Annotated in this window: 15 protein-coding genes and 1 tRNA gene; 3 read left to right on the forward strand and 13 right to left on the reverse strand. The window is 59.3% G+C overall.

Features of this window, described 5'->3' with window-relative positions:
• Positions 1-21: 21 nt before the first annotated feature.
• The 3 genes from rpsO to H8B14_RS12065 form a co-directional block, all read right to left on the reverse strand.
• The gene (rpsO, locus tag H8B14_RS12055) at positions 22-297 is read right to left on the reverse strand and encodes a 30S ribosomal protein S15 (RefSeq protein WP_187315872.1); all 276 of its coding nucleotides are present in this window, start codon (positions 295-297) and stop codon (positions 22-24) included.
• 158 nt (positions 298-455) lie between these two features.
• Positions 456-1,889: an LptF/LptG family permease gene (locus H8B14_RS12060; RefSeq protein WP_187315873.1), complete on the reverse strand. Its 1,434-nt coding sequence runs from the start codon at positions 1,887-1,889 to the stop codon at positions 456-458.
• Positions 1,890-2,003: 114 nt separating this feature from the next.
• Positions 2,004-2,417 (reverse strand): START-like domain-containing protein, encoded by a 414-nt coding sequence (locus H8B14_RS12065; RefSeq protein WP_187315874.1) that lies wholly within the window; start codon positions 2,415-2,417, stop codon positions 2,004-2,006.
• Positions 2,418-2,554: 137 nt separating this feature from the next.
• Between H8B14_RS12065 and H8B14_RS12070 the strand changes: the two genes are divergently transcribed.
• Together H8B14_RS12070 and H8B14_RS12075 are read left to right on the forward strand one after the other, a co-directional pair.
• Positions 2,555-2,628, forward strand: a tRNA-Met gene (locus H8B14_RS12070).
• A 129-nt stretch (positions 2,629-2,757) separates the two neighbouring features.
• Positions 2,758-3,846 carry a tyrosine-type recombinase/integrase gene (locus H8B14_RS12075; protein WP_187315875.1) on the forward strand — a complete coding sequence of 363 codons (1,089 nt, stop codon included), beginning with the start codon at positions 2,758-2,760 and terminating at the stop codon, positions 3,844-3,846.
• A 46-nt stretch (positions 3,847-3,892) separates the two neighbouring features.
• Here the strand turns inward: H8B14_RS12075 and H8B14_RS12080 are convergent, their stop codons facing one another.
• Complete coding sequence (locus H8B14_RS12080; RefSeq protein WP_187315876.1) at positions 3,893-4,243, reverse strand: hypothetical protein; 351 nt, start codon at positions 4,241-4,243, stop codon at positions 3,893-3,895.
• Positions 4,244-4,438: 195 nt separating this feature from the next.
• Between H8B14_RS12080 and H8B14_RS12085 the strand changes: the two genes are divergently transcribed.
• A complete protein-coding gene (locus H8B14_RS12085) occupies positions 4,439-4,867 on the forward strand; it encodes a hypothetical protein (protein ID WP_187315877.1) in 429 nt (142 codons plus the stop codon).
• Positions 4,868-4,872: 5 nt separating this feature from the next.
• Here the strand turns inward: H8B14_RS12085 and H8B14_RS12090 are convergent, their stop codons facing one another.
• The 9 genes from H8B14_RS12090 to H8B14_RS12130 all read right to left on the reverse strand — a co-directional run bounded on the left by H8B14_RS12090 (position 4,873) and on the right by H8B14_RS12130 (position 17,197).
• A complete protein-coding gene (locus H8B14_RS12090) occupies positions 4,873-5,454 on the reverse strand; it encodes a recombinase family protein (protein WP_187315878.1) in 582 nt (193 codons plus the stop codon).
• A gap of 412 nt (positions 5,455-5,866) precedes the next feature.
• Positions 5,867-6,580, reverse strand: a complete 714-nt coding sequence (locus H8B14_RS12095) for a GAF domain-containing protein (protein WP_187315879.1) — start codon at positions 6,578-6,580, stop codon at positions 5,867-5,869.
• Between the two features lie 316 nt (positions 6,581-6,896).
• Positions 6,897-8,510: a sensor histidine kinase gene (locus tag H8B14_RS12100; RefSeq protein ID WP_187315880.1), complete on the reverse strand. Its 1,614-nt coding sequence runs from the start codon at positions 8,508-8,510 to the stop codon at positions 6,897-6,899.
• Positions 8,511-8,779: 269 nt separating this feature from the next.
• On the reverse strand, positions 8,780-11,920 hold the full coding sequence (locus H8B14_RS12105) for a hypothetical protein (RefSeq protein WP_187315881.1): 3,141 nt from the start codon (positions 11,918-11,920) through the stop codon (positions 8,780-8,782).
• Positions 11,921-11,932: 12 nt separating this feature from the next.
• Positions 11,933-12,376, reverse strand: coding sequence for a hypothetical protein (locus H8B14_RS12110; RefSeq protein ID WP_187315882.1), 444 nt, complete (start codon positions 12,374-12,376; stop codon positions 11,933-11,935).
• Complete coding sequence (locus tag H8B14_RS12115; protein WP_187315883.1) at positions 12,373-13,791, reverse strand: hypothetical protein; 1,419 nt, start codon at positions 13,789-13,791, stop codon at positions 12,373-12,375. Before H8B14_RS12115 ends, H8B14_RS12110 begins: the two co-directional genes overlap by 4 nt.
• A complete protein-coding gene (locus H8B14_RS12120; RefSeq protein WP_187315884.1) occupies positions 13,788-15,860 on the reverse strand; it encodes a SprB repeat-containing protein in 2,073 nt (690 codons plus the stop codon). Before H8B14_RS12120 ends, H8B14_RS12115 begins: the two co-directional genes overlap by 4 nt.
• Before the next feature lie 3 nt (positions 15,861-15,863).
• The gene (locus tag H8B14_RS12125) at positions 15,864-16,397 is read right to left on the reverse strand and encodes a hypothetical protein (RefSeq protein WP_187315885.1); all 534 of its coding nucleotides are present in this window, start codon (positions 16,395-16,397) and stop codon (positions 15,864-15,866) included.
• Positions 16,397-17,197, reverse strand: coding sequence for a hypothetical protein (locus H8B14_RS12130; RefSeq protein WP_187315886.1), 801 nt, complete (start codon positions 17,195-17,197; stop codon positions 16,397-16,399). Before H8B14_RS12130 ends, H8B14_RS12125 begins: the two co-directional genes overlap by 1 nt.
• Between the last annotated feature and the right edge of the window lie 93 nt (positions 17,198-17,290).

Genomic DNA, 17,290 nt, shown 5'->3' on the forward strand with positions numbered 1-17,290 from the left:
TCCCTGCTCCAGGCGGTGAGCTTACTTACGAATGCCCAGCTCCTTGATGATGGCGCGGTAGCGGTTGATTTCGCGGTGCTGGAGGTAATCCAACAGGCGACGACGCTTACCAACAAGCTTCAGCAGACCCAAACGAGTCGAGAAGTCTTTCTTGTTCACTTTCAAGTGTTCGGTGAGGTGCGTGATGCGGTGCGTGAACAGCGCAATCTGAGCCTCGGCCGAACCGGTGTCGGTGGCTACTTTTTGCAGGCTGTTTTTCTCGAAAATAGCCTGTTTTGCTTCGGTAGTGAGTTTCATCGGCAGATAGGTTTCCCCGTCTTTGATAGTAAGTATGAAAAAAGAAAGCCACCCCGCATTTCGGGGTGGCGGCAAAGGTAAGAAAAATAGTGATTTGTTGGTTGTTTGCCGATGCTCGCTCAGAAGTATAGCTTGGGCTGAACAACGACTACAAGCCGTCAGACTGCTTTCTTATAGCCGCGAAACGGCCAGCGCAGCCAGGCAGGCACAAACCGGCTCAAGTCCCAGTCGAGCAAACCGGAGTCGTTGCGCGCCTGATAGAGGAAGAACAAGCCAAACGGCAGCAGCGCCGCCGTCGACATCCACATGCCCAGCGTTACAGGCATCAACCCTTCCCGTCCATACTTCTCGCCAATGATAGACAAGATGTAGTACACGATGAAAAACAGAATGGAAACCAGAATAGGCACGCCCAGCCCACCCTTTTTGATAATGGCCCCTAAGGGTGCCCCAATCAGAAACATCAGCAGAATGGCTACCGACTGCACGTACTTGCGGTAAATTTCGATGCGGTAGTTGCCTGATTCCTTAACCAGGTTAGCCAGCCGCTCGCCAGTAGTTCCGGCGAAGGCCCGTACGTTGCGGGCCCGGTTGGTGGCTTGTTCCAGCACACCGGCATTAAGGGCGGGCAAACGAGCTTCTGCTATCTGAATTGGCTCGGCCCGGCGGTTGAGGGCCTGGCCGGTAGAGTCGAAACGCAGATAAGAATAGTAGGGCGCCAGCTGCTGAGGCACTTGACTACGCTCGGTTTGCAACCGCCCTTGCAGTGAATCGATGAAGGATTCCAGCTGCGGAATGTTCTTCATCATCTTATTTTGAGAAAACAGCTCTACCTGTGTCCGGTTCAGGTCAAAGGATTTCAGGGAAAACGTAATCATGTTGCGGTTGAAGGCCTGCCGAATGAACGTAGCGCCGGAACGACTGCGCGCGTCCGGCTGCTCTACATAGCTCTGCCCCCGGAACAGCTCTAATCCTAAATACTGCCCGCCGAAACGCGTAAACATCCGGCCCGAATCTGCCAGAATCACCCGCATGGTACCGGAACCCTGCGTGTGGTCATAAATCATAATTCCCATAAGCACTTCGCCGTCTTCACCCAACTTGTCATTGACTTTGATGGTGTAGCCCGGAATGCCACTGTAGAACACGCCCGGCCGGATATCCAGAGCCAGCTTTTGCTGCCGCAAATCCCAGAGTAAGCTGTAGGCTTTCAGGTTGGCTTTGGGCACAATGGTATTGTTGAACCAAAAGGCTCCAACCATCAGGCCAAGGCTGGTTAGCAGCACCGGCCGGAGAATCCGCGTCAGCGAAATTCCTGAGGTTTTGATAGCCGTCAGCTCGTGATGCTCACCAAGCGTACCAAAAGTCATCAGGGAAGAAAGCAGCACAGCCAGCGGCAAGGACACCGGCACCATGAGCACGGCAAAGAAGAAGAGCAATTGCCCGATTACCTCAGCTCCGAGGTCCTTCCCGACCAAATCGTCGAGGTATTTTAACATGTATTGGGTGAGCAGAATAAATTCCACCACCGCAAACGTGAGGACAAAAGGCCCCGCGAAGGCCTTGAGAATAAGCTTATCGAGTTTTTTCATGCAGAAGCGGCGACCGGGCGCATAGGCGAAAAGAGGCCACAAAAAAGAGCGGAACAGAAACGAAGATACTGTCCGTTTCGCGTCCGCTCTGCTTTTCAATTATGAAGAACCTTCTTATCCGCCTACCAGTTCACGCAACTTCACAATGAGACTTTCCCACATACCTTGCAACTCATCGTCGTCGGTTTCTTCAGAGTAGTCCAGCACACGCAGGTACACTTCCTGGGTTAGCTGCGATTCTTCCAAGGTGAAATCCAGGTAGTTGGCATCCGGGGTAAGGCGCTTGTTCTGATCGAGGAAAACATAGCGCACCGAGCGGTTGGTACGGTGCGAGTTCATTTCGGCAAAATGAGACTGGTTGTCCCAAATGAAGTTAAAGCGGTGGTCTTCGTCGATGCGCACATCCTGGCAGAACCACTGCGCCAATCCCGAAGCCGAGGCCAAGTAGGGATACAGAATCTTGGGAGAAGCGTTGATTGGAAATTCGACAGTAAACCGATGTTTGTGACGAGTGGCAGAAAGAGGCATAAGCAGAACAGACTTAGGAAATTAATGGTCCGGAAGAATCTACCAAAGACCGTAGGCAAGCAATATACACGGCTTTTTTTGCTTCAGAGCTTGTGCTAGAACAAATCTTGTCCTTACCTTTGCAGCACCAAAAACCCGGCGGGGTAGCTCAGTTGGTTAGAGCACAGGATTCATAACCCTGAGGTCACGAGTTCAACTCTCGTCCCCGCTACTTTTAAAAACGGCCTTTCCATTACGGAGAGGCCGTTTTTTGTTGCATGTTATATTTTTATCACAATTTTATCACAACACCATGTTTTCGTCAGAGTATCCCCCTCGGCTTTTTGACGCGGATGGCGACATGTCAAAGCGGTGGTATATCGACTATCGTATCTGGGATACGGACAAGCAGGACTTCGTCCGCAAGCAGTATACCGGCATGAATAAATACACCACGCTCCGGGATAGGCGGCGGGTGAGCAAAGACAAACTAAAGGAGATCCAGCAGCTGCTGCAGGAAGGCTACACGGCCGGGGAGACGCCGGCGGTAACATTGGGCCTGGACCCAAAGAAAGCCACGGTGCAGGAAGCCATCGAGTGGGTGGTAGCGCGTAAGGCAGCCGCGGGCATCGGCTTGGAATTCTATAACGTTGCCCTGCGTCGGATTCGCGAGTACCGCACCTTTGGCAACCTCCCCTTGCGCTTTCTGACGCTGCCACACGTCACCAACTTTCTGGAGCAGCAAAGCAAGCGAGGCATTACGGCCAAAACCTACAACAACTACCGCAACAGCCTCAACGCTTCGTTTAACTACTTAGTCAAGCAGGAAATTCTGACCCGCAATCCGTGCCAGCCCACGGAACTACGCCGGGTGGAGGCCTCCCCCATCCACACGCCCTATACGGAAGCCGAACGCCAGCGGATTACGGCCGAGATTCAGGCCCGGGGCGATGAGCAACTGCTGCTCTACATCGGGTTCATCTACTATGGCTTTATTCGCAGCGGCAGCGAGCTGCGCCTGCTACGGGTCAAAGACATCAAGGCCCGCACCGTGCTCATTCCGGCAGACCGCGCCAAAAACAACAAGGCCGAGCACGTAGGCATCGTGCGCCAGCTCGAGACGCTCATCGATCAAGCGGGACTGCGCAACTACCCGCCCGACTACTACATTTTCACCAAGCAGCGGCAGCCCGGGCCCGCGCCGGTAGGTAAGAACTGGTTTGCCAAGCGTCACCGCAAGGTGTTGGAGGCTGTGGGCCTGTTTGATGGCGAGCATACGATTTACGGCTACAAGCACACCGGCGCCATTAACCTGTACTTGGCCACCAAGGATATTGAGTTGGTGCGCCGCCACTGTCGACACGCCCACGCCGGCATCACGGCCACCTACTTGCGCAAAATGGGCATGTTTGACGACGACGAGCAGCTGGCTAAGATGCCGGACTTCTAACAAAAAGGGCTCTCAGCACGACGCCGAGAGCCCTTTTTGCATGTACTTATGCTCGACTTCTACTTCGCCAAATAGGTTCAGGCGTTGTTACCATGGCCCGACGCTCACCACGCCGGAACGTGAACTGGTACCAGCGACCGTGCACCCGGCGCCACCTGGTGTAAAATCGATTCGGGTGCGGCTTGCTGCCCTCGTCGGGCAGCACGGCTGCCATCTGAGCTATAATCACCTGCTCGGTTGCAACTGGCACTGCGTCCACATCGATGTACACGTGACGCATCTGCATGTGGAAGGCGACAGGTTCAGGCCTTCGCACCTGGGCATAGGCCGGGCTGCTCAGCGCGCTGGCCAGTAACAAACTGATGCTGCCGAAAAGCAGCACAAAAAATCCTTTCATAAAACTGGGGTTTGGATTGGGATGTGTGAAACATGAGCCCAAAACTCACGCCCAGCGGTGCCGTCAAAAAGGACAGGAAATTGCGGTAACTACCCGCTACACTGTACGTGAAAACCGCACTCCAAACTCCTCATTGGATAAGTACAGAGCCTTTTTTCAGTATAACTCGCATAATTTACCGGGCGTTACGTCAGTATGATTGTACCCCTGTATGAATCCTCGATTTTTTCAGTTAGTGAAGATACCAGCCGGCGTTGGCTCTATATCGAATGGCAAGGCATACAGGATGAAACCTCTGCCTTGGCTAGTTGCGCCATTATTATGCGTTTCGTCAAGCAAACGGGAGTCACGAAAATTCTCTGGGATAGCAGCCAAGGCATAGATGGCTGGGAGCTGCTGGGTGAATGGATGCAGCAGCATTATTTTCCCCGTTTGTGGCAAAACGGGATTGGAGCAGTCGCTTGGGTGAAAGCGCAAGAGCCGACTACTCCCTATAAGATTCAGGATAAGATTCAGGAATTTGCGCATCGCAACAAGCATCCTGTTATCAACATATTTGATCATCTAGCCTCCGCATGCGAGTGGCTTGAACATTATTCATCGTCCACTGCCAAGCGTCAGTAGCACCCTCAGGTGGCAAGGTACTTGGCCACGGTGCTTGGCGAAAGCCCCAGCGCGGTAGCAATGGCCCGGTTCGAAATGCCGGTGGCCTTCAGCCGCAACACATGGACCTGCTTCTCGGTGTCGACACCTGGCCGGCCCAGCGTCGCACCCTTTGCCACTGCTTTGGCCAGGCCTGCCTTCGTCCGCTCCCCCAGCCGTACCCGCTCCTGCTTGGCAATGGTGGCCAGAATGCTGACGATGGCCTCCTTGAACATACCGGTTGAATCTAAGTACTGCTCGGAGTAGCTCTTAAACTGCACGCCCGCGTGCGAGAGTCGCTGCAGGTGGTTGAGCGTTTCAATAACGCCCTCCCGGCTAAAGCGGTCCAGGGCCCAAAACAGCACGACGTCGAAGCGGCGCTGGTGGGCATCGGTGAAGAGTTGCTGGAACTGGGGCCGGTTGGCCTTACCGCCCGACTCGGTATCGAGGTACTCCTTATAGATAGTGTAGCCGAGTCGTTCGGCGAAGGCCCGTAGCTCGCGCAGCTGGTTCTCGTTGTCTTGGCCTTTATCGCGGGTGCTCACGCGGGCGTAGATGGCAGCTTTCATGGGCGTTGGAGTTCGGCAAGCACAAGAAGTAAATGCTGCCGTCCTACCGGCTCAGCTGCCTTCTCATCGAGCAAGAGATTTAAGCGTGAGCAACACACGCAGGATGCATTCCCATGAATGGTAGGTCTGCGAGTGCTTAAACAATTGTTGACACACTTGCTGGGCAATTCGTACTTGGTCAGGCACAGACAAAGAGCGAAAGTCCATGAGACGATGATAGTTTATTTTACTGTTTAGCTTGTTAGAAACAGATTAATACTACTCGTCCAAAAAAGGGTTACGAAAACGGCCCCGAAAAACGGTGTTTTCGGGGCCGTTGAGGCGGGTAACTAAAGTGTCCAGAAATCGACCGATTTATGGACACGCCTGTCACTGGATAGTGGTTGCTTTATCTATCGACTACCCACTTTAATCACTTGCTATAGTTCTGCAAGATTTCTCGCAGATCATCTAAACGACGTGACACAGGCGCTAGAACATCATGCGACACCGGCACTTCAGCTCCGTAGCGTGTATTGACGTAGCGCACCAACGCAACCAGTGCGTGTATCTCCTCGACCAATCGCCGCTGGTTGTCTTTCCAACAATCTTCCCCTAGCTCAGTGCTTACAAGGCAAAAATGCCGAACAGCAATGGTCTGCGCCACCAAACCAGCCAATTGATTAAGCATCTGCTGTTCTTCCTCGCTGAATGAGCGTGGATTTCTATCTATGACGCATAGCGTGCCTATGCTACGCTGATCAGGCATCCGCAACAGGGCACCGGCATAGAAGCGCAGGTTATTCAGCTGGGCAGCCTTCTTAATTTCGTTGGTAACCGGAAGCTGGATTTCTTTTTCTATATCCTGCACCACCACCGCCTTGTCCTGCTGAATGGCGAGCGAACAAAGCGCTTCCACTCTAGGCTGGGATGTCAAACCTTGTAGCCCAGCACTTGCTTTGTACTCTACCTGGTCTTCATCTACCAAGCTGATCAGGGAGATAGGCAAACTGAAAATACGAGCCGTCAGATTCACAAATTCATCGAAAATCTGCTCGTTCAACGAGTTTAGAATGTCATAATAGCGGAGGGTGCGCAAACGCTCCACTTCCTCATTAGCTAAGATGAATGCCGGAGTTGTTGTCATGAATTAGAAGAGGCAAACAAAGTAGGTGAACGAAAAACACCTCCTAAACAAATATACATATTGATCAGATTAAGCAAAAAAACACCCTCGAAAAGTTATATTTTCCAGGACATTGGCTAGTGTAGCTAAACCGAGCGTTTTTTGGAATGATCATAAGTTGAGGAACCACACCCCCAACTGTATTTTCTTACCACTGATTCTGTGAACTAGTTTGTTAAATATTGCAGCAGATTACAAGCAGCGTCTTCATGAGCGACTAAGGACAATGAGGCCCCAGATAGAGGGGCATAAGACGGAAACAACAGAAAGGCGCGCATCAGGCGCGGAACGCCACGATGAACGTGGTGCCCACACCTGGCTCACTGCTCACGGCAATGGTGCCGCCCCCGTTCTCAATGAGTCGCTTGATCATGTAAAGCCCAACGCCCGACCCTTCGACGTGGGTGTGCAGGCGTTGAAATACCTGAAACAAGCGCCCCTGCTGCGCTTGGTTTAAGCCCAGGCCATTATCCTGCACGGTCAGCGTTACCACCCCGGCCTGCTGCTCAGCTCGCACCCAGATGTGGGCTGGCCGCTCAGGAGCACGGTATTTCACGGAGTTGCTGAGCAGGTTGTACACGATGGAGCGCAGGGTGGCCGGAATGAAATTGATCCGCAGCTCTGCCGGTATATGCAGGTGCACTGTGGCCTCGGCTGCCTTAATTTCGGCGGCCAGATCGTGGCATACAGCCTCCAGCAAGGGCTCCAGCATCACCGGTTGAGTCGGGCCTGCCTGGCTCTGCTGTAAGCGCACCAAGTCGGAGAGCTGCGTGATGGTGATGCGGAAGCGGCTGACCGTGTCCTGCAGCAAGCGTAGTGGCTCAGCCACCAGCTGCGTCTGTTGCACCTCGGCCGGCAGCACCTCGTGCAGGGTCAGCAACAGGCCCTCGATGTTGGTAATTGGCGCTTTGAGGTCGTGCGAGGCGGTGTAGACAAAGGTATCCAGGTCCGCGTTGGTGCGCTGCAAGTGGGCATTGCTCTCGCGCAGTTCCTGGGTGCGCTCCTGCACGCGGGTTTCCAGCGCCTGGTTGAGGTGCTCAACTTGCTGGCGGGCGCGCACCTGCTCGCTCACGTCGTACGTGAAGTCCATCACCCCGTCGATGTGGCCCTGCACATCGCGCAACGGGTGTAAGGAGATATTTAGAAAGACCTGCACCGGCTGCCCGTTGCCGTGAAAGTCAAACCAGCCTTCCATTTCGCGCAGGTAGACCGGCTCCCCAGTTCGGTACACCTGATCAAATAAGGCCACAACCCCCAACTCGACGGATTCCGGGGTTCCCTCCCGAAATGGCCGGCCCAGGAAGGAGCGGTGCGGAAACAAGCTCTGGTAGGCGGGGTTAACGAACTGGTAGATGTGGTCTGGCCCCTGGTAAACGGCAATGTATGCGGGCATCTGCGTGAGCACCTCGCGGAAGCGTTGGCGCTGCTGCTCGGCCACGGCAAAAGCTTCTTGCTCAGCCTGCATGCAGGCCAGCAGCTGCCGCTCGGCCTGGCGGCTGGTGGTGATGTCCTGCACGGATTGAATGATGCACTGCACCTGCCCCTGCGCATCAAGCACCGGCGTGTGGCGCGCCTGCCAGTAGCGCTCAACGAACTGGCCGGGCTGCGTGCGGTCGGGCACATCGTAGTGCTGGGGCGCCATTTCGTGTGGCCGTTTTGTCGCCATCACCTGCTGCAGGGAGGCGCGTACGTTTGCTACGGCGTTGGCCTCGGGGGTTTGGGGATTGTCGGGAAAGGCCTCGAAGATGAACTGTCCCACAATTGTATCTCGCTGGGTTAGGGTCGCGGCCAGGTAGTCATCGCTGGTACCCAGTATCACCCAGTCCGGAGACAGCAAGAGGGTAGCGCCGGGCTGAGCATTAAAGACAGACAGGAAGTCGAGTGCAGGCATTAATTGGGCAATAAGAGCGGGATACAGGTCGAGGAAATACGCTTTGTGGACTAAAATCTCAACCAAGCTTATGGGTTTACCCCCGCCAGGGCACATCTGCCAAAGCAACCAGCTAAATAAATGAGCTTTACTGAAACGGGTGTTTACATAAGATGTTACAACCGGCATGTTCAAAACACCTCATGCAAACGCGCCCGAAAAACAGTGTTTTCGGGCGCGTTTGCATGGGTAGCAATGCCACTTAAAAAAGTGTCATAATCAACACTTGATTAATCAGTGACTGCGTTTTCCTGATTCACCTTCTTGTAGGTGTCGTAGGCTTGATCAAATTCGTAGAGCTGCTGCACCACGGTTAGCTCCCGGGCCCAGGTGTCCATGCGCTCGTCCTGCCGGCGCAGTCCCTCGACCAGTGTGCGTAGCAACGCCGTCATTTCCGATGACTCGCCGAGCAGCCCGGCGCCGGTTGGCGTGTGGCCGTCACCCTCAGTGGTTGGGCCGCCATCTCGAAAGCTGCCCCCACCACGCTGGCGCTTCTGCTCCAGCCACTGCTCGACCTGGATGACCTTAGGGTCCTGGCGCATCCATTCGGGAATCACATACTCATTCTCGTGCACCAGGCCCGCGACGGCAAAGCCCTCCTGATCCAGCAGCTTTCCGCTAAGGCCAATGCTGAGCTGGCTCAAGTCGAGCAGATTGCTGCCGTTGCGGCTGAGTGTGCGGCCGCCTTCGCGGAAGCCGGCCACTTTGGCCGTGGCCCCAGCAGCCCCAATGACTGCCAGCGCGTTGGTACCAATGGTATAGGCCACGCCCAGCGGCACGGTAACGGGCGGCGCGGAGGCGGATATCTTGGCCCCAGCCTCGCTGTTGGCGGCAATCTGCTTTTGCAGGCCGATGCCGATTTCGGTTAGCGCAATGGCTTTCTGAGCGGCGACAGCGGCTTTGTAGATGAGCGACTTCTTGCCGAAGAAGTCGCCCAGCATGTTCACTTCGTCCGTGCCGATGATTTTCTTGGCCGCTGCGAGCCCCTTCTCAAACTTGAGCAGCCCATCCTGCTCGGCGCGCACCTTGGTGACGTGGTCGGCCTCGCCTTTGAGAATCTCAGCGTTTTTCTTTTTGGCCTCGGCCGACTCGGCCCCATACTTTTCCTTCAGAAACGCCAGCTCGCGCAGCGCAGCGCTTTGCTTGACCAGGTACACGGCGTCCTGAAAGGCTTGCTCGTCAATGACGCCGTTGGCCAGGTTTAACTCTAGCTGGGCCACCCGCTCGGCCGTGGCCGCCGCCTCGTCCGCCAGCTTCTGGTCGAGGGCCACCTGCTTTTCTTTCAGGTCCTCTTCGGCAAACTTTCCGGCCAGCTCACGCAGCTGCAGGTCACGCTCGGCAACAATGGCTTTCAGCCGCTCCGTATAGTCCAACTCCTGCCCGCTCAGCTGATTGACCTTCTTCGTGGCCTCCTCGAAAATCTTCTCCCGCTGCAGCTGGCGGCGCTGCATCTCGTCGCTCAGGGCCTGGCCGTCGAGCCGGGCGTGCAGCGCCGAGCGCATTTCCAGCAACCCGCCCTCTTGCGCTACCCACTCCTTCAAATCGTTGAGCCGCTGCTGGTCCTTTTTCCTCTGACGAGCCTGGCGCTGGCGCTCCGCCGATTCCTCCTTCTTAGCGCGTTTAGCCGCTGCAGCCTCCGCCAGGCTATCGTCGCCTCCCTCCTCGCCGTTCGTGGCTGGGTCGGCCGCGGTACCGCCGTTGGCGCTGCCGGCCTGCGCTTGGGCTTTACGCACGATGCGGTTGTCCTTGGCCCCTACATAGCCCTTGTAGAAGTTGTCAGCCGCGTGGTAGCCTGCCTTGTAGGTCAGGTCCGATACGCTGTCGAAAGTCTGCTTCAGCCCGGACTTGATTTTAGCGGTATCCAGCGTGAAGATGCCGACCAGCAGGTCACCTACCCCGCCGAGCGTATCCCAGGCGGCCTTGGCTACGCCCTTAAATGTCTCGACCAAGCCCCCAACTACGCCGCGAAATACCTCACTCTTATTATAGAGCGAGATAAAGCCATCGACCAGGGCGTTGATGGTACCCACCGTCAGGCGTACGCCGGCCGTGAGGATGCTGAAAAGCCCAATCAGAAGTTTGGCCACAAAACCCACGGAGTCGCCCTTGTCAGAAACCAGGCCCAGGCTCTCGGCAACGTCGTAGAGGTTGTTGTAGAGGCGCGTGCCCTCTTGCCATAAGTCGGCGAAGATGTCGCGCACCGGCTGGGTTTTGTCCCAGAGTCGGCCCAGCCAGTCGGTGGCCTTGCTCAGCCCGTCCACGACGAAGCCACCGATGGTTTCCTTGGTGTCGGCAAACTGCATTTTCAGCGTACCCAGCGGCCCGGCAGCCTTGCGTGCGGCTTCAGCCGAGCCGCCAAATTCCTTGTTCAGCTCGCCCAGGATAATGCGCTGCGCGCCGGCCGTGTCGCCGGTGGCCACCAGCTGCTCGATGACTTTTTTTTGCTCCTCGGAAAACGACACGCCCACCCGGCTCAGGGCCGTGATGCCCTTGATCGGGTCGTTCAGGGCCTTGCCTACCTGGATGCTGGCCCCTTTCAGATCGGCCGGGCCGTCGCCGGCCATCTTCTGGGCCAGATCCTGAATGGCGGGCATGGCCTCCTGGAATACGCCGTTTTTGATGTTGGTGAACGTGAGCAGCAGCGAGGCCGAGGCCTTGGTGTCGTCATCGTCGAAGAGCGTCAGGCCCATGCGCGCCGTGGCCAGCTCCTCGATCTGCTGCTGCGTGACGCCGGCTGCCATACCCGTGCTCTTGATCGTAGCCTCCAACTGCGCGCCCGCCTGGGCGGCGGACTCGGCGTCGGTTTTGGCATCTTTTAGAAAGCTGAAGGCCTGACCGGCCAGCTCCAGCACGCCACCACCTGTGATGACACCCAAGGCGCTGGCCATGCTCTGTTTAAAAAAACCGCTGCTTTCCCCTGCGCCCTTCAGCTCCTTGTTCACGCCGTCGATGCGGCGCTCCAGGGCCTGGTAGTCTGCCAGCATTTTCGCGCGGCCCGGGTCGTCGCCGGACAGCTCGTGCAGCTGCCGTTCCAGCAGTGCGGCCGCCGACTTCATCTCCTTAAAGGAGGCCGTCACGTGCTGGCCATTCAACATGACTTCGCGGTTTTGCTTGATGAGTTGATCCTGCTCAGCGGCCAGCTCCTCAGCCGACTTAACGTAAGTGCGCTGGGCCAAGGTAGTTTCCCGGATCCTGTCGCGCAAAAGCGCGTGGTCGTTGATGAGCTGCGCCCGGCGCGGATCATCCTGGCTCATCTTGACCAGCTGGCTGTTCATGATGGCAGCCGCAGCCCCCATCTCCTTGACGCTCGCAGTAGCCTGCTGAGCATCCAGCAGAATCCGTACTTTCCGTTCTTCGCTGTTCTCTGCCACTTGGTGCTTTGCTTAAAAGTTAATATTCACATCCTCCGCCGGCAGCGCATCGCTAACGGCGCTGATCAGAATGGTGCCGTGCAGCTCGCTCATCAGCTCACTTAGGCGTTTGGTTTGGTAGGCCATTTCCTTAGCGTACCACTTGCGGGCCTTCCGCTCGCGCCGCTTGAGCTGGCCGCGGCCGTTGCGGATCCGGTCGTAGCCGTCGTCACCACGGCGCACGCCTTGGCCCATGCCGCGGCCCACGCCCATGTCGATGAACTTGCCGTAAAGCGCGTAGCTAAGCTGCAGCTGCAGGCGCCCTTCGGCCCCACCGATGACCTGCTGGCGAAAGCTGGCCATGAGCGCCCCGGTATTGCGAATGCGCAGCTGGCGCATGTTCTCGACGAAAGCCTGCACCGTAAAGTCTAGCCACTTGGTGGCCAGCTCCAACTCGGCTGTTTGTATCTGTATCATCGGCGCACGGGTCGGTAGGTGCAGCGGGCCGACTCCAGGCGGCGGGCCGTGCTAGCGGTGAGCGACATCTTCTCCCACAAATATTTGCGCGGGCCCAGCAGCTCTTTGCGGCCCGGATTCAAACTGAGCAAATCGCCCACTCGAAAGGGCACCACCCGTTCCTCGCTGCCGGCGCGGGCCAGCAGCTCCAGCCAGGGCTGGTGGCACTGCGCATAGAGCCCGTTTACGCCAGCCCACTGCAGCGCCAGCGCGCTGCCCAACTCGCGGCCGTTGGTGCACTGCGGGTAGCCTCCCTGCAGGCCGCGGTCGAAGAGCAGCCGCAGCCCGCAGCGCGAGTCGTCGCCCAGCTCGTAAGCCGGCGAGGCGCCCTTGGCCACAATGTGCGGCATCAACTGCCCGGTCGGGCCATCGGTGAGGCAGTGCAGCGTACCGGCCTCGGCCTTGATGGGCAGCTTGCCGGCACCGAGCACGAGCTTGGCCCAGCTGTTATCAAAGCCCTTGAGCTGCTCGTCCTCGGATTCAAAGCTGAGTTCCAAACTGTAGCCCTCGTAGGCAGTGGGCAGGGCGCGCGTGAGCTGCCCGGCGTCGCGCACCAGGTACGCGTCGTCGAGCGCTACGTCGCGCAAGCGCACGATGCGCAGCTCACGCCGGACCAGGTCGAAGTCGTAGCCCAGGCCGAAGAGCTTCTGCAGCTCCACGAGCAGCCCCCCTACCTTCAGCTCGGCCGGCACGTGGCGGCTCAGCACCAGCTCCGGCAGGCGCACGCCCGCCCCGTCCTCGGCCACCCGGTTGGAATAGGCCACCAGCTGCCGCACCGACGCGTCACTGAGCCACTCACCCGAAACGGTGTAGCCGACCGTGGCCAGCACGCGGCGCAGTAGCGGCACTAGCCGCAGCTGCGGGGCCACGGCCACGCCGGTATAGCTGCCCCCAAAATACGGATTCAGGTAGCCTGAATACGCCGGGTTTTTGTCGCCGTAAAACGCGGTGTTGCGCATTATGCCCAGCGCATAGTCCGGCGCGTCGGCGCGCAGCTCCAGGGGCACCTGGCCTAAGTCCAGGGCGCTGAGCTGCAGGCCGTCGATGCGGCTTTGCAGGTCCGTAGCGCCGGCCACGAACTTGTACTGCAGCAGTCGCTTTTCAGGCTGATACTCTTGGTACACGAGGCTGCCCACCCGCCAGAGCAGGCCGTCAAGGTAGAACTCCACCGGCTCGGGCGCCGGCAACTCGCCCTGGGCGGCCAGCACGTGCGGGAAGCCCAGCTGGCGCAGGTTGGGCGGCGTCATCGGCAGCCCGAACGGGTAGGTGGTGACGCCAGGCACGGCGTCGTAGCGGAAGTAGGGGTTGCTGATTTCAATGCCCACGGTGCCGGGCAGCAGGTCCAGCCAGCCGCGAGAGGTTTTTAGCCCTATCATGGCAGTAGCAGATCCTGGCGCTGCACGGGCGGCACCGGCACTCCGGCCGGCACCACCGGCAGGGCCGGCGTGTAATGCCGCTCGCGCGGCAATTGAAAGTCCAGCTCCAGCGTCTGCTGCCACTCGCCCTCCTTGAGCACGGGCACCGTGCGGGTTTTCACTGCGCCCGGCAACCACCGACGCCCGGGGCCCAGCAACAGCACGCGGCGAGAAAGCAGCAAATCCTGCGTCGTGGCCAGCCACTCGCGCGAATTCTCGCGCGCGCCACTGGCCAGCTTCACCACCGGGCGCAGCGAACGGTCGAGCACCAGCACGTCGCCGGCCAGCGCGTCCGGAAACGGCACTGGCCCCCGCTCGGCTTCCTCGCCGCTTACTTCCGCGTCCAGCTGGGCCTCGCCCAGGAAGGCGACCGTGTTGAGCCCACCCAGCGAGTTGGCGTACAGCACGTAGCGGCGCTGCGCCACCGGGCGGCGGTCGAGCACGTAGCGACGCCGCTCACTCTGCGCTACGCCGTCCTCGTCGACCACGAACACGTCCCAGCTCACCAGGTGCTTGCCGGCCGGCTCAGGCAAAGCCAGCTGGGCGCGGCCGGCCGGCAGGCAGTAGAGCTCGTAGCGGCGCGGACCCTCCACCTCGTCCACGAACACGGTGGCCGTGCTGCCGTCCTGGTAGCTGGCCACGGCCACTTGCCGAAACAACGCCAGCGTGGCCGTGGGCACCTGAAAGAGTAGAAACTCGGGCTGATCGGCGGCCACCAGCAGCTCGCGCGGCTGCCAGGTGAAGAACGGGCGCTGCGCGGGCTGGTAGGACGTGAAAAACGTGCGCTGCGCCGCCTCGTAGCCGCTTAAGCCCCCCAGCAGCACGTAGTGCTGCAGCAGCGTCGTCGTGCCGGCACGCTCAGCCGGCTCGCCGTACACCTCAGCGTGCTGCAAATAAAAGCGCCGAAACAGCGGGTCGGCCCGGGCGATGCGACGCTGGTCGGGCGCCGGCACGTAATAGTCCAGGTACGCGTCGAGCAGCTCCTCGACCTGAAACACGGTGCGCCCGTGCCGGTCGGCGGGCTGCTCTACGGGGGCGCCGACGCGCACAAACTCGCCGCTCAGATACTCGGGCTCGATGAACACCTCGCACAGAAACGTGAGGTTGGGCTTGAGGCTGGGGTCAGCGCGGTACGCGTCGCCGGCATCGAGCGGCAACGTGATGGGGTTGCGCGAGAAGTAGTAGCGGCTGGCCTCCAGCTCCACCGACACCGTAACCGTCGCGCCCTCATTGTCGGTGATGGTGCACTCGTAAGTGCCGGCCGCCAGGTTGCTGCGTGCTGCCGTCGTGGGGCCGTCGGCCCAGGCGAACGTATACGGGGCCACGCCGCCACTCACCGTAAGCAGGATTGAGTCGTCGAACTTGCGCACCACTACAGCCAGGCGCGGGTTCTGCTCGACCGTAATGACGCGCACAAGCGAGGCGCCCGTATCGGCCGTGACGGTGACGGTGTAGTCGCTAGCCAGCAGGGTGCTGCGGTTCTGCGTGGTCGGGCCGTCCGCCCACGCGTAGGTGAACGACGTGGCGCCCACGGCCGTGGGCAGCAGCCGAATGGCGCCGGTGGCCTGGCCGAAACGCAGCACGCGGTCCACTTCCACGCCCAACGTAAGCGGACGGATGGCCGGCAGGCTTTGCTCAGAGTACACTTGGTTCAGGCGCGGGCTGGTCGTGGGCTCAAAGTCCCACTCCAAATCGTACGATCGGGCCGTGAGGGTGATGACGCCGTTGTTGGTCGCCGCATCCGCAGCTACCCCCAGCGTATAGCCGACTGGCTGACCCAATGCCAGCAGCAGCGCTTCGATGGCGTTGTGCAGGGATACGGCGTTGGCGTAGCGCACTTGGCTATTGCTACCAGCACCCGCGCTGCCACTATAGTCGCCCTGGCAGTAGTACTGCTGCGGATCAACCGGAAATTGATCGGCCACGGCCTCAAAGCGCCGATAAGCCCCGTTGAGCCAGATGGACAGCTCGTCGCCCGGAACCGGGGTGATACTGTTAAGAATGAGTTGGGCGTACCGTTCTCCTGCCATGATTTAGATAAATGCGTCGGGGGTGTAAGCCAGGGCCTGGTTGGCCGGCGTGACAAAGTCGAAGTCGAAGCGGGTGCCGTACCAGGTGCCGTCACCGAGCGGGCCCAGCTCGTCGCTGGTGATGCTGCCCGGATCGAAGCGGTACTTGACCTGGTACTTGCGGTCGGCCAGGATGGCGCCCAGCAGCTGCTCCCCGGTTTGCTCGGTGGCGTCGAGCACCAACTCAATGGCGTCGTGGTTCTTGGTCTTGACCTGCTGCAGCACCATGAAGGCGCCCGAGCGCAGGCGGGTGCGGTTGTCGCCGGCCTCGCGGTACAGGGTGTGGAAGCTCTCCACGACCAGCACCTGCTCGCCCGGGCCGGGCTTTAGGCGCACGCCGATGATCTTGGTCATCAGCTCGTGCATGTCCACCACCTTCTGGTAGGGGTCGATGCTGACCACGATGCGCGCGTAGCGCGGGGCGGCCTCGGTGTGCTGAATGAGCTTGTGGCGCGTGGCCAGGCCCCGAAACAGGGAATTGTAGTCGGTGGTGCGCATTAAGTGGAGTGTTTTACTTTGGCGTAGTCGCGGGCCAGATCCTGCATCTCGGCCAGGATGGTGCGCGCGTGCTGGCGGGCGGTTTGCTCGAGCGTGCCGAAGGCCCCGCCGGAGAGCTTGCGCAGCACCCGACCCCAGTCACCGGCCTGCTGCGGGCGGGCGGCGTCGGCCTCGTGCACCTCGAATACTTCCGGGAACTCCTGCTCCAGTTGGCCGCGGCAGCCGCGGTACCAGGTCGTGATGGCCAGCTTCTGCGCGTCCGGAATGCGAGTCAGCAGCGTAGCCAGATACTCGGTGCGGTGCTCGTTAAAGGTCTCACGCCGGTCGCCCTGCCAACGGGCGTCACTCGGGCTCAGGCCCGGCACCAGCGGCCGGTAGAGCGTAGCCAGAAACCAGTCGAGGGCCTGGGGCGAGCGGTGCGTGCTCCAGGCCCGAAAGTAGGTGTCAGCGAAAATGAATTCGCCGAACAGCAGGTTGCGAAAGCTGCCACGAGGGCCCACCCACCGGATCCGGGAGTCCGGCGCTTTTAGCTCAGGCAGCAGCTGCTCAGTGAGGCGCTGCTGCTCGTCGAACAGGAAGTCGGTGGCCGAGTAAAGCTGCACGCACTGCACGGCCGGCAGGGCCAGCAGCTGAGTGGTCGGCACACCGCTCAGCAAGGCCAGCAGCCGCAGCTTGGCCGGCAGCGGCGGGCACTCGGGCCCGTACAATACGCCCATCACGCCCAGCAACTGAGCGCGGGTGAGTTCATTCCAGGAGGCGGGCACGAAATACTTCGTGCCCCAGATCTGCAGCGGATTCATGGGGCAAAACTGCCGCCAGCTACCTCGGTGAAAAAGGACACAAAAAAGCCCCACCGCGTGAATGCGATGGGGCAGCACTGGCGGAAGTCAGGC

This window comes from Hymenobacter puniceus (assembly GCF_014333525.1).
Taxonomy (GTDB): domain Bacteria; phylum Bacteroidota; class Bacteroidia; order Cytophagales; family Hymenobacteraceae; genus Hymenobacter.

Excerpts from the sequence above, each read along its gene's own strand:
- rpsO (WP_187315872.1), bottom strand. The coding sequence starts at position 297 with ATGAAACTCACTACCGAAGCAAAACAGGCTATTTTCGAGAAAAACAGC.
- H8B14_RS12060 (WP_187315873.1), bottom strand. The coding sequence starts at position 1,889 with ATGAAAAAACTCGATAAGCTTATTCTCAAGGCCTTCGCGGGGCCTTTT.
- H8B14_RS12065 (WP_187315874.1), bottom strand. The coding sequence starts at position 2,417 with ATGCCTCTTTCTGCCACTCGTCACAAACATCGGTTTACTGTCGAATTT.
- H8B14_RS12075 (WP_187315875.1), top strand. The coding sequence starts at position 2,758 with ATGTCAAAGCGGTGGTATATCGACTATCGTATCTGGGATACGGACAAG.
- H8B14_RS12080 (WP_187315876.1), bottom strand. The coding sequence starts at position 4,243 with ATGAAAGGATTTTTTGTGCTGCTTTTCGGCAGCATCAGTTTGTTACTG.
- H8B14_RS12085 (WP_187315877.1), top strand. The coding sequence starts at position 4,439 with ATGATTGTACCCCTGTATGAATCCTCGATTTTTTCAGTTAGTGAAGAT.
- H8B14_RS12090 (WP_187315878.1), bottom strand. The coding sequence starts at position 5,454 with ATGAAAGCTGCCATCTACGCCCGCGTGAGCACCCGCGATAAAGGCCAA.
- H8B14_RS12095 (WP_187315879.1), bottom strand. The coding sequence starts at position 6,580 with ATGACAACAACTCCGGCATTCATCTTAGCTAATGAGGAAGTGGAGCGT.
- H8B14_RS12100 (WP_187315880.1), bottom strand. The coding sequence starts at position 8,510 with ATGCCTGCACTCGACTTCCTGTCTGTCTTTAATGCTCAGCCCGGCGCT.
- H8B14_RS12110 (WP_187315882.1), bottom strand. The coding sequence starts at position 12,376 with ATGATACAGATACAAACAGCCGAGTTGGAGCTGGCCACCAAGTGGCTA.
- H8B14_RS12115 (WP_187315883.1), bottom strand. The coding sequence starts at position 13,791 with ATGATAGGGCTAAAAACCTCTCGCGGCTGGCTGGACCTGCTGCCCGGC.
- H8B14_RS12120 (WP_187315884.1), bottom strand. The coding sequence starts at position 15,860 with ATGGCAGGAGAACGGTACGCCCAACTCATTCTTAACAGTATCACCCCG.
- H8B14_RS12125 (WP_187315885.1), bottom strand. The coding sequence starts at position 16,397 with ATGCGCACCACCGACTACAATTCCCTGTTTCGGGGCCTGGCCACGCGC.
- H8B14_RS12130 (WP_187315886.1), bottom strand. The coding sequence starts at position 17,197 with ATGAATCCGCTGCAGATCTGGGGCACGAAGTATTTCGTGCCCGCCTCC.